This window comes from Serratia nevei, from assembly GCF_037948395.1.
Lineage (GTDB): Bacteria > Pseudomonadota > Gammaproteobacteria > Enterobacterales > Enterobacteriaceae > Serratia > Serratia nevei.
The window spans coordinates 5,110,492-5,122,878 of the sequence record NZ_CP149940.1 but is presented as its reverse complement, the minus strand read 5'-3'; the positions used below and the strand labels follow the sequence as shown (position 1 = coordinate 5,122,878).

General features: G+C 61.8%; 10 protein-coding genes and 1 pseudogene. 6 read left to right on the top strand and 5 right to left on the bottom strand.

The features are described 5' to 3' along the window. Positions 1 to 308 precede the first annotated feature (308 nt). Positions 309 to 1,160 (top strand): helix-turn-helix domain-containing protein, encoded by an 852-nt coding sequence (locus V8N38_RS24460; RefSeq protein WP_038873866.1) that lies wholly within the window; start codon positions 309 to 311, stop codon positions 1,158 to 1,160. On the opposite strand, the gene V8N38_RS24455 is transcribed toward V8N38_RS24460, so the two are convergent. The 4 genes from V8N38_RS24455 to V8N38_RS24440 all read right to left on the bottom strand — a co-directional run bounded on the left by V8N38_RS24455 (position 1,150) and on the right by V8N38_RS24440 (position 5,907). Then, the gene (locus V8N38_RS24455) at positions 1,150 to 2,934 is read right to left on the bottom strand and encodes a hybrid sensor histidine kinase/response regulator (protein ID WP_060441428.1); all 1,785 of its coding nucleotides are present in this window, start codon (positions 2,932 to 2,934) and stop codon (positions 1,150 to 1,152) included. The two genes, V8N38_RS24460 and V8N38_RS24455, sit on opposite strands and share 11 nt — an antisense overlap. After that, a complete protein-coding gene (locus V8N38_RS24450) occupies positions 2,931 to 3,425 on the bottom strand; it encodes a molybdopterin-dependent oxidoreductase (protein ID WP_033636391.1) in 495 nt (164 codons plus the stop codon). The genes V8N38_RS24455 and V8N38_RS24450 overlap by 4 nt, the downstream gene beginning before the upstream one ends. A gap of 156 nt (positions 3,426 to 3,581) precedes the next feature. Further along, the gene (gene gorA / locus V8N38_RS24445; protein ID WP_025304617.1) at positions 3,582 to 4,934 is read right to left on the bottom strand and encodes a glutathione-disulfide reductase; all 1,353 of its coding nucleotides are present in this window, start codon (positions 4,932 to 4,934) and stop codon (positions 3,582 to 3,584) included. Positions 4,935 to 5,064: 130 nt separating this feature from the next. Further along, positions 5,065 to 5,907, bottom strand: coding sequence for a 23S rRNA (adenine(2030)-N(6))-methyltransferase RlmJ (locus tag V8N38_RS24440; RefSeq protein WP_004931012.1), 843 nt, complete (start codon positions 5,905 to 5,907; stop codon positions 5,065 to 5,067). Between the two features lie 135 nt (positions 5,908 to 6,042). Here V8N38_RS24440 and V8N38_RS24435 point away from each other — a divergent pair. After that, positions 6,043 to 6,444, top strand: a pseudogene (locus tag V8N38_RS24435) (ASCH domain-containing protein); the annotation flags it as partial. On the opposite strand, the gene V8N38_RS24430 reads toward V8N38_RS24435, so the two are convergent. After that, complete coding sequence (locus V8N38_RS24430; RefSeq protein WP_147840535.1) at positions 6,442 to 7,347, bottom strand: LysR family transcriptional regulator; 906 nt, start codon at positions 7,345 to 7,347, stop codon at positions 6,442 to 6,444. The pseudogene V8N38_RS24435 and the gene V8N38_RS24430 sit on opposite strands and share 3 nt — an antisense overlap. Before the next feature lie 106 nt (positions 7,348 to 7,453). Between V8N38_RS24430 and V8N38_RS24425 the strand changes: the two genes are divergently transcribed. The 4 genes from V8N38_RS24425 to rsmJ all read left to right on the top strand — a co-directional run bounded on the left by V8N38_RS24425 (position 7,454) and on the right by rsmJ (position 12,361). Then, positions 7,454 to 8,896 (top strand): amidase, encoded by a 1,443-nt coding sequence (locus V8N38_RS24425; RefSeq protein ID WP_244952248.1) that lies wholly within the window; start codon positions 7,454 to 7,456, stop codon positions 8,894 to 8,896. An 87-nt stretch (positions 8,897 to 8,983) separates the two neighbouring features. After that, a complete protein-coding gene (locus V8N38_RS24420; RefSeq protein ID WP_084827069.1) occupies positions 8,984 to 9,445 on the top strand; it encodes an HIT family protein in 462 nt (153 codons plus the stop codon). A 118-nt stretch (positions 9,446 to 9,563) separates the two neighbouring features. Beyond that, a complete protein-coding gene (gene prlC, locus V8N38_RS24415; RefSeq protein ID WP_147840532.1) occupies positions 9,564 to 11,606 on the top strand; it encodes an oligopeptidase A in 2,043 nt (680 codons plus the stop codon). Between the two features lie 8 nt (positions 11,607 to 11,614). Continuing rightward, complete coding sequence (gene rsmJ, locus V8N38_RS24410; protein WP_147840531.1) at positions 11,615 to 12,361, top strand: 16S rRNA (guanine(1516)-N(2))-methyltransferase RsmJ; 747 nt, start codon at positions 11,615 to 11,617, stop codon at positions 12,359 to 12,361. The last annotated feature ends 26 nt before the right edge of the window (positions 12,362 to 12,387 follow it).

Sequence of the window (12,387 nt, the reverse complement as noted above, 5' to 3'; positions counted from 1 at the left end):
AGATTAGCGCTAAAGGCTCAAGCCCCGTTTTGCTTGTGCAGTCCGAGCGATGTGCTCATCGTCTCAGTAGCGGCAACGGAACAAATTTTCCCTGGTGTTACTATGGTTATTATTAAAAAACGTGCTGGTGTTATTTTTTATAGTGTATTGCTGTATGTCTCTTTTGATACCATGTTTGACGATGCAACATGGTATGTCAAGCAACGTTTTTAACGCATAATTGCATGAGATGCTAGTTTTAGATGTGGCTTTTTCAGCAGAAATAATCAAAACGACTGATAAATCAGTAAAAAAAATCGAAGGAACAAATGGATAACAATCACCAAAAATTCGATTCACAGTCGATTGCCAATCGGGTCAGGGAGCTGTTTTTACATTACGGGATTGGAAAACGTCAGCATGCCCGAGAGCTCAGCCGCATCTTGGATCTGAGTTTTTCACATGCGCACCGCAAACTGAAAGGGCAAAGCCCTTGGACGCTGGAGCAGATCAACAGCGTCGCGGCCGCGCTGGGAGAAACGCCGGCGGCGATCGCCGATTTGAGCGCCGAACACGAGACGCCCGAGCCAAACATGGCGCGCGATGCCATCTTTGTCGTGGCGGGGGTGGCGATACCTTGCGTCGGGCACATCGGCGACGAGCTTGCTGCCGGGCGGCCGGCGGAGTTTGTGGCGCTGCGCGTGGAAGGGCAGTGGCATATCTATCGCGCCGATGAGGCGCCGGCAGGCCCGCGTTACGGCGTCGATCTGATCGAAATCCGGCCCGGCTTCGGCGACGACGAGCGGCTGAGCATCGCGGTATTGGACGATTCGCATCAGGCGGCCGATGAGCTGGCCAAGTATCTCGGCGGCTGCGGTTTCAACGCGGTGGCGTTTTACGACGTCGACAGCTTCTGTCAGGCATTGCAGCAAAGTCTGTTCGACGGCTACGTGGTGGACTGGCTGATCGGTGAGGAAACGGCGGATCGCTGTATCGCCACCATCCGCGCTTCCGACAACCCGGATGCGCCGGTACTGGTGCTGACCGGCGAGCTGGGGACCGACCGACGCGAGTCGGAAATCGCTCAGGCGATGCGCGAGTACGACGTGCTCGGCCCTTATGAAAAGCCGGTGCGGCTCCATGTGATCGAAGCCGCACTGCAACGCTGTTTTAATCTTTAGCGGGGAACACCTCGGCCAGCGCGCTCGACAGCGCATCCAGCCGGACCGGCTTCATCAGATAGTTGTCGAACAGGGCGCGCTGGTCCGCCGTCAGCTGCTCCGGCGTGTAGGCGCTGATGCCGATGATCGGCACATGGCGGTTGGGGCCGCGACGGTTGCGCAGCTGCCTGGCCAGGGCGGCCCCGTCGATGCCCGGCATCTGCAGATCTAGCAACAGCGCGTCGTAAGGGCGTCTGAGCAGCTTCTGCAGCGCGCGCTCCGGCGAGTCGCACAGTTCGTGCTGATAGCCCAGCTTGTCCAATAGCGCCGCAAAGGCGTCACCCACCGACTTGTTGTCATCCACCACCAGGACCTGCTGCGGCTTCTGCTGCAGAGAAGCATTGGCGGCGGCGGGCTCGTCGGCACGTTCGTCTTCACTGATCTGCACCGGAATGCTGACGATAAAGGTGCTGCCCTTCTTGATTTCGCTGTACACCGTGATGGTGCCGTCGAGCAACGTCACCAGGCCGTGCACGATCGCCAGCCCCATCCCCACGCCGGCATACTGCTTGGTATGCGACTGATCCAACTGGGTAAAGGGTTTGAAGATCTGATCGAGCTGGTCTTTTTCGATACCGATGCCGGTGTCGGTCACTTCGATGATCAACGAACTGCCGCCCGGTTGGCGGCGCAGGCAGCTGTGCAGCGTGATGCTGCCGCTTTCGGTGTATTTGTAGGCGTTGGTCAGCAGGTTGACGATAATCTGCCGGATGCGCAGCGGATCGGAGTGCACCAGCAGGTGGCTGCACTCCACCTCGCAGCTGAGTTTGACCTGCTCTTTGCGGGTCAGGGTGGCGATTTCGTTGGCGGTCTCCGCGATCAGCTTCTGCGCGTCGAACGGCACGATGCGCAATTCCATCATGCCGCTGTCGAGGTGCGCATAGTCGGTCAGATCTTTCATCTGGCTTTCGATTTGCTGCGCGGCGGTCTCCAGCCGCTGGAAAGTGTCCGCATGCTCCACCGACACCCGGGTGTTCACCAGTACGTCGATGGCCGACATCACGCTCTGCAACGAGGTGCGCAGCTCGTGGCCGATGGCGCCGAGGAAGGCGTTCTTGGTGCGAGTCGCTTTCTCCGCCTCGATCGCCTTGGCCTGCTGGCGAATGGTCAGCCGCTGCTGGCGGAACACGATCAGGGTGATGGCGATCAGCGCAATCACCGAGAACATGACGATCACCAACCCATAGAAAATAATGTGCCGTTTCTCGATGTAGTCCTCATAGGCGGCGGTGCGCTGCTTCACCTCGGCGTGGTCGGTCAGGTTGGCCATTTCGATGGCGTAAGGCTTGATGGCCTTCATGGCCGCGAAAACCTGGTCGAAGTCGATTTTCGGGCTGTCCAGCAGCTTATCGATGCGATCCATCTGCAGGCGCATCTGTTTGACCACTTCCGGGTAGCCCGGCTCGGCGTACAGCGGCTGGGTCGATTCGGAGACGGTTTCCAGCACGTAAAAGCGCGAATAGAGGATTTCGAACCGCAGCCGCAGATTGTCGTTGTCGACCTGCGGAGCGTGGCTCTGCTGCTCGACGAAGGTGTCGAATTCCGCCAGCTTGATGGAGAACTTGGCGATCGACCACGAGTAGTTCTCCTGCGTGCCGGCGATGGCATACAGCCCTTTCTTCGACAGGGTGGCGCTGTAGTAATAGAGCGTGACGGTCGACGCCACCAGAAACAGCGCGGCAAAGATCGCCGGGATCGCCAGCCTGCTGCCGTTCTTAAAGGTCGTCAGCTTCATTTGATCACGATCCTGTCGACTTGCCAGATAAAGCGCGAGTTGTACAACGGCGAGTTCAGTTCAGGCCCGGCGGCGTCGCGCGGGTAAACCAGGAACAGCGGGCCGAAGTTTCTGAGCTTCAGCATTTCCCCGTCCATCTTGTAGGCCAGGATCATGTTGTACTTTTTGACGTCGGACAGCGGCACGTCGATGTAATAATCGTTCAGCGCGTAGAAGGTCAGCGTCTCGCCCTTGGCGCCGACGCGCTCCAGGATATCGGCCACTGAAATTCCTTCGAATTTTCTCTGCGGCGTCCAGGACGTGGAGGTGGTGATGCTGCGCACCGGCATCGCCAACAGCTGCTTATCGGTGAACAGATAGCTTTTATTGACCGGGTCGGTCACGTTGTCGATCTTGCCCGCCACTTCCAGGGTAAAGCTGAGCGCGCTGCTCTGGGCGATAATCAGGGCCACGCAGGCCATCGCAAGGGTTTTGCATAGTTTGAACAGCATCGGTGTTCTCCAGAGGCGCGGGGAGGTTGTATCAGTCCCGCTAATTTATCAGGCAGAATAATGGCAGAAAAAGCAGGCGGGTGCGAAGGGAATAGTAAACCGCACAAAAAGAACAGGCCGGTGTTTACCGGCCTGAGAATGGGCTAACCGCAGCGGTTAGCGCATGGTAACGAACTCTTCCGCCGCGGTCGGGTGGATCGCCACGGTGTTGTCGAAGTCCTTCTTGGTGGCGCCCATCTTCACCGCTACCGCGAAGCCCTGCAGGATTTCATCCATGCCGAAGCCGATGCCGTGCAGGCCGACGATCTTCTCTTCTTTACCCGCGCACACCAGCTTCATGCGGCACGGCTGGCGGTGCTGCGTCACGGCGCTGTACATGGCGGTGAAGGAGGATTTGTATACCTTCACGTTGTCCGCCCCGAACTTCTCGATGGCTTCCGGCTCGGTCAGGCCGACGGTGCCGATCGGCGGGTGGCTGAACACCACGGTGGCGATGTTGCTGTAATCCAGGTGCTCGTCCGGCTTGTTGTTGAACAGGCGCTCGGACAGGCGGCGGCCGGCGGCCACGGCGACCGGGGTCAGCTCTACCGCGCCGGTGTTGTCGCCCACCGCGTAGATGCCTTTGACGTTGGTATTCTGGAACTTATCGACGTCAATATAGCCTTGCTCGTTGGTCTTCACCCCGGTAACGCCGAGGTTCAGGTTGTCGGTCGCCGGTTCGCGGCCGATGGCCCAGATCAGGCAGTCGACGGTGAATGCCTTGCCATTTTCCAGCTGCAGCGTCAGGCTGCCGTCGGCGTTCTTGACGATCGCTTTCGGCACCGATTCGGTGTGCAGGCTCGGCCCTTCGGTGTTCATCACTTCCACCAGGGTTTCGACGATCATCGGATCGAAGCTGCGCAGCGGCGCGTGCTTGCGCACGAACAGGTGCGTTTCCGCGCCCAGCGCGTTCAGCACGCCGGCGATCTCTACGGCGATATAGCCGGCGCCGACTACGGCGACGCGCTTCGGCATGGCGTCCAGCTCAAAGAAGCCGTCGGAGTCGATGCCGTATTCCGCACCCGGAATCGCCGGGTGGCTCGGGCGGCCGCCGGTGGCGATCAGGATGTGGTCGGCGGTGATGGTCTCGCCGTTCACTTCCACGGTGTGCGCATCCACGAAGCGCGCGAAGCCTTTGATCACGTCGACCTTGTTCTTGCCCAGCACGTTGTCGTAGGAGTTGTGGATGCGGTCGATATAGGCGGTGCGGTTGGCGACCAGCTTCTTCCAGTCGAAGGCGTTGACGGTGGTGTCGAAGCCGTAGTCCGGGCCGTACTGATGGATGGCCTCGGCGATCTGCGCCGCGTGCCACATGACTTTTTTCGGTACACAACCCACGTTTACACAGGTGCCGCCCAGCTCTTTGGCTTCAATCAGCGCACACTTTTGGCCGTACATGGCTGCCCGGTTGATCGATGCGATACCGCCGCTGCCGCCGCCAATTGCTAGATAATCGTAATGTTTCGTCATCTGGGATTTCCATGAGTTGTGAATTTGAAGAGGGTAAGAGTTTAACGCCTGACCGGGGTTTGTCGCAAAGATTGCGTCGATGGCTGCGATAGGTGGACGCAGGGCGCGGCGAACCGCGCCCTGCCGGGGATTATTCCGGTACCACCCAGTTCACCAGATGGTGGCCGATGCCCGACGGCACCAGCACCTTGTGCAGCCACGGCAGCACGTTTTTCATCTGCTGTTCCAGCTTCCACGGCGGGTTGATGACGATCATGCCGGAGGCGGTCATGCCGCGCTGATCGCTGTCGGGTTTCACCGCCAGTTCGATCTGCAGAATGCGGCGAATGCCGGTGGCTTCCAGATCGCGCAGCATGCGTTTGATCTGCTGGCGCATCACCACCGGGTACCACAGCGCGTAAGTGCCGGTGGCGAAACGCTTGTAGCCTTCCTGAATGCCTTTGACCACGTCCTGGTAATCGGTCTTCATTTCATACGGCGGGTCCATCAGGATCAGGCCGCGGCGCGACAGGGGCGGCAGCTGGGATTTCAGCTGCTGATAGCCGTCGGCGCGCTGCACTTTGGCGCGTTCGTCTTTCTGGAACTCGCTGCGCAGCAGCGGGTAGTCGCTCGGGTGCAGCTCGGTCAGGTGAATTTTGTCCTGCGGGCGCAGCAGCTGGCGGGCGATCAGCGGCGAGCCGGGATAGTAGCGCAGCGTGCCGGAACGGTTGAAGTTGTGTACCACGCTCATGTAGGCCGCCAGCTCTTCCGGCAGATCGTCGCGCTGCCACAGCAAGCCGATGCCTTCCAGGTATTCGCCGGTGCGCTCGGCGTGTTCGCCGCTGAGCTGATAACGGCCTGCGCCCGAGTGGGTATCCAGATACAGGAACGGCTTCTCTTTTTCCTTCAGCGACTCGATGATCAGGCTCTGAACGGTGTGTTTGAGCACGTCGGCGTGGTTGCCGGCGTGGAAACTGTGGCGATAACTTAACATGACGGGTGGCGATTCCTTGTGCTCCGCAGACGGAGCATTCAATGCAATAAGGCTTATAATCTGCACAGTATAAACTGTCTGGCCGGGAAAAACTGGACTCCGTTGCCGCAGACGTTCACAGAAAGGGACAGGACGATGAGCAAACAGGCGATTTTGGCGAACTACCCCGACGCGGCGCGCTGGGCGTTCGGCGACGGCCCCGAGTTGGCCGACGAACTGCTGCAGTTGGTGCTGAGCGGGGAAAAGACCGCCACCTGCAGCTCCTATGCGAGCTATCGCCGGGAGCAAACGCCGATGATCGGCGACGATAGCATTATTCTCGACGGCCGCGGCGAACCGGCCTGCGTGATCAAAACCCTGGCGCTGCGCCTGGTGCGCTACGACCAGGTGACCGCCGAGATGGCGGCCAAAGAGGGCGAAGGCGACAAAAGCCTGGCGTTTTGGCGCGAGGGGCATCGGGAATTTTTCACCCGCGAAGGCACTTTTGCGGCGGATATGTGGCTGGTGTTAGAAGAGTTTGCGCTGGTGGAGATTTTATCGCGGCCCCAGCGCGGCCACCACCTGCTCGCGCAGCCAGCTGTGGGCCGGGTCGAGATGGGAACGTTCATGCCATACCATCACCATGTCGTAACCCGGCATCTCCAGCGGAGCCGCGCAGGTGCGCAATTCCCCCAACAGTTCCCCCAGCATGCGCGAAGGCAGCATGGCGACCATATCGGACTTCGCCAGCAACGCGGGAATAAACAGGAAGTGCGGCACCGACATTACGACCCGTCGGGTTAGCCCCTGTGCGGCCAGCAGCGTATCGATCTGGGTACGAAAACCGCCGCCATCTTGCGAAACCATCACAAACTCAAGCTGGCAGAACTGTTCGAGTGAGGGCGGCCGTTGCAACAGCGGGTGATCCCGGCGGCCGACCAGCAGGTAGTTCTCGTGAAACAGCGGCCGATGGCGCAGCTCCGCCGGCGCTTCTTCCCGGCTCAGAAAACCGAGATCGATCACCCCGTCCGCCAAATCGCGGCTCATGCGTTTGGGCGCCGCTTCGCGGATCGCCAGACGGGATTTCGGCGCCGCCAGCCGCAGACGGGGCAGCATCGGCAGCAAAATTGCGTATTCAGCGGCATCGGCGGCGGCCAGCTGCCAGGTGACTTCCGCCTGCCGCGGATCAAAGGGCTGCTCCGGCGCGACCAAGCGGCCCACATCGGCCAGCGTTTGGCGCAGCGGTGCCAACAGGCCGAGCGCGCGCGCCGTCGGCAGCATGCCGCGCGGGTTCGGCAGCAGCAGCGGGTCACGGTAGATCTCACGCAGCTTGGCAAGCTGAATGCTGACCGAAGGCTGGCTGAGATTGAGGCGCGCCGCCGCCCGCGTCACGCTGCGCTCGCTGAGCAACGCTTCCAATGTAACCAAAAGATTGAGATCGAGCCGCTTTAAATTGTTGATAACTATTCCCCGAATTAAATCTATCAATTTCAACTATAGCGCCGATCTCCCTACCGTGGAACGGACGCCGGAACAGACCGGTGAAACCGCAACGGAGAGGGGGACGATGATGAAATTGAGCGAATACGTGAGCTACGATGCGCTGGGATTGGCCGAATTGGTGCGGCGTGGCGAGGTCAGCGCAGCGGCGCTGCAACAGGCGGCGCGGGCCGCCGTCGAGGCGGTGAACCCGGCGATTAACGCGGTGGTGGAACACTGGGAGCAGCCGCCGGAACAAGACGACGGGCCTTTGTCGGGCGTGCCTTTCCTGATCAAGGACATCGCCATCAGCATGGCAGGCAAGCGCGTTGAGCTGGGCAGCCGGTTGGCGCAGGGCAGCGTCGCCGCCGCCGACAGCCATCTGATGAGCAATATCCGCCAGGCCGAGCTGGTGACCTTTGGCCGCACCAGCACGCCGGAAATGGCGTTCAGCACCACCACCGAGGCCGTGCTTTACGGTGCCACGCGCAACCCCTGGAACCTGGATTTCAGCGCCGGTGGATCCAGCGGTGGCGCCGGTGCGGCGGTTGCCGCCGGTATGGTGCCCATCGCTCACGCCACCGACGCCGCCGGCTCGATTCGCGTACCGGCTTCGTCAAACGGGGTATTTGGTCTCAAGCCTACGCGCGGTCGGGTGCCGCATGGCCCGGTGATGGATGAGGTCTTCAACGGCTTTGGCGTCCAGCTGGGGCTCAGCCGCACGGTGCGTGACAGCGCCGCGTTGCTGGATGCGATGCAGCGTCCTCACGTTGGCGAGCCGTATTACACGGCGCCGCCGGCGCACAGCTGGTTATCGCAGGTGACGCGGCAACCGGGCAGGCTGCGCATCGGCATGATGACCGAGGCGTGGAACGGCGGAAAAACCGAGTCGAACATCGCCGGCGCCACGGCGGAAACGGCGGTGTTATTGGCGGCGTTGGGGCATCAGGTCAGCGAAACGGAAATGGCGATCGGCGTCAGTTGGCAAGAGTTGGTGTTCGCCAATGCGCAAATCTGGTGCGCCAATCTGGTCGGCTGGGTCGATGGTCTGAGCCAAGCGAGCGGACGGGCTATTTCAAGCGAAACGCTGGAGCCGGAAACGCTGGCCTGCTATCGCTACGGCCAGGCGGCCAGGGCGGTGGATATGGTGCGTGCGCTCGAGGTACGCAACCGGGTGACTCGCGCAGTCGGCGCCTATTTCCAGCAATACGACCTGCTGCTGACGCCGACGCTACCCGACCTGCCCTGGCGGCTTGGCCGTTATGGCGCGAATGCGGCGAATATGGACGGGCTGGAATGGACGGCGCATTTGTTCGATCATTCACCGTTCACCCCGGTATTTAACGTCGCCGGCGTACCGGCGATGTCGGTGCCGCTGGCCCAGGATGCGCAGCACAACCTGCCGATAGGCATGCAGTTTGTCGCCGGTTTTGGCCGTGAGGATCGGTTGTTGCAGCTGGCCGGACAGCTGGAACGCGCCGCGCCCTGGCATGGGCGGCGTCCGGCGATTTGGGCGGGGAATGCCGTTTAATAGCGGTAAAAAAGCAAAATATCCGCTATGTTGCCGAGAGGTGTTTGATGGCGGGCCGTCGGCTCGACGCTGCACCCTGGAGGCGATATGAGCTGCATTTTTTGCGACATCGCGGCGGGCAAGGCGCCGTGCCATAAAATCTGGGAAGACGACGACCATCTGGCGTTCCTGTCCATCTTTCCCAACACCGACGGTTTCAGCGTGGTGATCCCCAAGGCCCACCACCCGAGCTACGTCTTTGACCTGCCGGACGAGGTGTTGAGCGCGCTGATGCTGGCGACCAAGCGGGTGGCGAAGCAGCTGGACCGCGCGTTCGACGACGTCGGCCGCTGCGGCATGGTGTTCGAGGGCTACGGCGTCGACCATGTGCACGCCAAACTGATCCCGCTGCACGGCACCGCGTCGCTGGATCAGTGGCGGCCGATCGAATCGACCTCGCCGAAGTTTTTCGAACGTTACGAGGGCTATATCTCCTCCCACGACGCCGCGCGCGCCGACGACGAACAGCTGGCGGCGCTGGCCGCCCGCATCCGCCAAAGCGCCGTTTAAGGCACGAACGATCAACGCCGGGCATTGATTTTCCTGTTGTCTGGCTCCATGTTAGAGATTCATACGCATTTTAAGGCTCGCCCCCGCGGCGGGCCCCAACGCTAATCAGGACTGCCCTATGACAAATCCGTTGCTGACCCCGTTTTCCCTGCCGCCGTTCTCGGCGATCCGCCCTGAAGATATCGTGCCTGCGGTGCAATCCGCGCTGGCGGACTGCCGCGCCGCGGTAGAGCGCGTGGTTGCGCAGCCGGGGCCGTTCACCTGGGATAATCTGTGTCAGCCGCTGGCGGAGTCGGACGATCGCCTGTCGCGCATCTGGTCGCCGATCGGGCACCTGAACTCGGTGAAAAACAGCCCGGAGCTGCGCACCGCCTATGAGCAGGCGCTGCCGCTGCTGTCTGAATACGGCACCTGGGTTGGCCAGCACGAAGGGCTGTACCAGGCCTACCGCAGCCTGAAAGAGGGTGCGGCGTTCGAGGCGCTGAGCGTGCCGCAGCGCAAGGCGGTGGACAACGCGCTGCGCGATTTCGAACTGTCGGGCATCGGCCTGTCGGCGGATAAACAGCAGCGCTACGGTGAGATCGTCGCGCGCCTGTCCGAACTGGGGTCTACCTACAGCAACAACGTGCTCGACGCCACCATGGGCTGGAGCAAACTGATTACCGACGAAGCCGAGCTGAGCGGCCTGCCGGAGAGCGCCCTGGCGCAGGCACAGGCGATGGCGCAGGCCAAAGAGCAGGACGGCTGGCTGCTGACGCTGGACATGCCGAGCTACCTGCCGGTGTTGACCTACGCCGACAACCGCGCGCTGCGCGAAGAGATGTACCGCGCCTTCGCCACCCGCGCCTCCGATCAGGGGCCGAACGCCGGCAAATGGGACAACAGCGAAGTGATGGCGGAAACGCTGGCGCTGCGCCACGAGCTGGCTCAGCTGCTGGGCTTCGATACCTACGCCGACAAGTCGCTGGCGACCAAAATGGCGGAGAGCCCGGAGCAGGTGATCGGCTTCCTGAGCGATCTGGCCAAGCGCGCCCGCCCGCAGGCCGAGCAGGAGCTGGCGCAGCTGCGCGCCTTCGCCAAACAGCACTATGGCGTGGACGAGCTTGAAGCCTGGGACATCACCTATTACGGCGAAAAACAGAAGCAGCACCTGTTCTCCATCAGCGACGAGCAGCTGCGCCCGTACTTCCCGGAACAGCGGGTGGTGGAAGGGCTGTTCGAAGTGGTGAAACGCATTTACGGCATCACCGCCAAAGAGCGTAAAGACGTGGAGACCTGGCATCCGGACGTGCGCTTCTTCGATCTGTTCGACGCTAACGGCGAGCTGCGCGGCAGCTTCTACCTCGATCTGTACGCCCGCGAAAACAAACGCGGCGGCGCCTGGATGGACGACTGCGTCGGCAGCCTGCGCAAGGCCGACGGCACGCTGCAAAAACCGGTCGCTTACCTGACCTGCAACTTCAACCGCCCGCTGGGCGACCAGCCGGCGCTGTTCACCCATAACGAAGTGACCACGCTGTTCCACGAGTTCGGCCACGGTCTGCACCACATGCTGACGCAGATCGATACCGCCGGCGTCTCCGGCATCAACGGGGTGCCGTGGGATGCGGTCGAACTGCCGAGCCAGTTTATGGAAAACTGGTGCTGGGAGCCGGAAGCGCTGGCGTTTATCTCGGGCCACTACCAGAGCGGCGAGCCGCTGCCGAAGGCCATGCTCGACAAGCTGCTGGCGGCCAAGAATTACCAGGCGGCGCTGTTCATCCTGCGCCAGCTGGAGTTCGGCCTGTTCGATTTCCGCATGCACTTCGAATACAGCCCGGAAAAAGGCGCGCAGATCCTGCCGACGTTGGCGGAAGTGAAGAAAATGGTGGCGGTGGTGCCTTCGCCAAGCTGGGGCCGCTTCCCGCACGCCTTCAGCCACATCTTCGCCGGCGGCTATGCGGCGGGTTACTACAGCTACCTGTGGGCGGAAGTGCTGTCGGCCGACGCCTACTCGCGCTTCGAAGAAGAGGGGATTTTCAACGCCGAAACCGGCAAATCCTTCCTCGACAACATCCTGTCGCGCGGCGGGTCGGAAGAGCCGATGGCGCTGTTCAAACGCTTCCGTGGCCGCGAGCCGCAGCTGGATGCTATGCTGCGCCATTACGGCATTAAAGGATAACCCGACACGTGAGCGTGTGTTTATTGTGTGAAGCAGGCGCCGATCCCGGCGCCTTGTCTGTTTTGGCGCAGCGCTGGCAGCTGGTGTCCGACGACGACGCGCCGATGGCGCTGGTACTGACCCCGCAGCGGCTGGAGCTGCGCAAGCGCGACGAGCCGAAGCTCGGCGGGATCTACGTTGATTTCGTCTCCGGCGCCATGGCGCACCGGCGCCGCTTCGGCGGCGGCCGCGGCGAGGCGGTGGCCAAAGCGGTCGGCATCAAGGGCAGCTATCTGCCGGACGTGGTGGACGCTACCGCCGGGCTGGGGCGCGACGCCTTCGTGCTGGCGGCGCTGGGCTGCCGGGTACGGATGCTGGAGCGCAATCCGGTGGTGGCGGCGTTGCTGGACGACGGTCTGCAGCGTGGCTATCAGGATGCGGAAATCGGCCCGTGGCTGCGCGAGCGTCTGACGCTGCTGCACGCCTCCAGCCTGACGGCGCTGGCGGATCTCATCCCGCGCCCCGAGGTGGTGTATCTCGATCCGATGTTCCCGCACAAGCAAAAAAGCGCGCTGGTGAAAAAAGAGATGCGGGTGTTTCAATCGCTGGTGGGCAGCGACGATGACGCCGACGGCCTGCTGGAGCCGGCGCGCCGCCTGGCGACCAAGCGCGTGGTGGTGAAACGTCCGGACTACGCGCCGCCGCTGGCCGACGTGCCGGCGCACGCCGCCACGCTGACCAAAAGCCACCGTTTCGATATCTACATGCCGCTGTAATGTCTGCCGGGCCCGCGGTGTCGGGC

What these genes read in the sequence shown, in the direction of transcription:
- V8N38_RS24460 (WP_038873866.1), top strand. Translation starts at nt 309, where the DNA reads ATGGATAACAATCACCAAAAATTCGATTCACAGTCGATTGCCAATCGG.
- V8N38_RS24455 (WP_060441428.1), bottom strand. Translation starts at nt 2,934, where the DNA reads ATGAAGCTGACGACCTTTAAGAACGGCAGCAGGCTGGCGATCCCGGCG.
- V8N38_RS24450 (WP_033636391.1), bottom strand. Translation starts at nt 3,425, where the DNA reads ATGCTGTTCAAACTATGCAAAACCCTTGCGATGGCCTGCGTGGCCCTG.
- gorA (WP_025304617.1), bottom strand. Translation starts at nt 4,934, where the DNA reads ATGACGAAACATTACGATTATCTAGCAATTGGCGGCGGCAGCGGCGGT.
- V8N38_RS24440 (WP_004931012.1), bottom strand. Translation starts at nt 5,907, where the DNA reads ATGTTAAGTTATCGCCACAGTTTCCACGCCGGCAACCACGCCGACGTG.
- V8N38_RS24425 (WP_244952248.1), top strand. Translation starts at nt 7,454, where the DNA reads ATGATGAAATTGAGCGAATACGTGAGCTACGATGCGCTGGGATTGGCC.
- V8N38_RS24420 (WP_084827069.1), top strand. Translation starts at nt 8,984, where the DNA reads ATGAGCTGCATTTTTTGCGACATCGCGGCGGGCAAGGCGCCGTGCCAT.
- prlC (WP_147840532.1), top strand. Translation starts at nt 9,564, where the DNA reads ATGACAAATCCGTTGCTGACCCCGTTTTCCCTGCCGCCGTTCTCGGCG.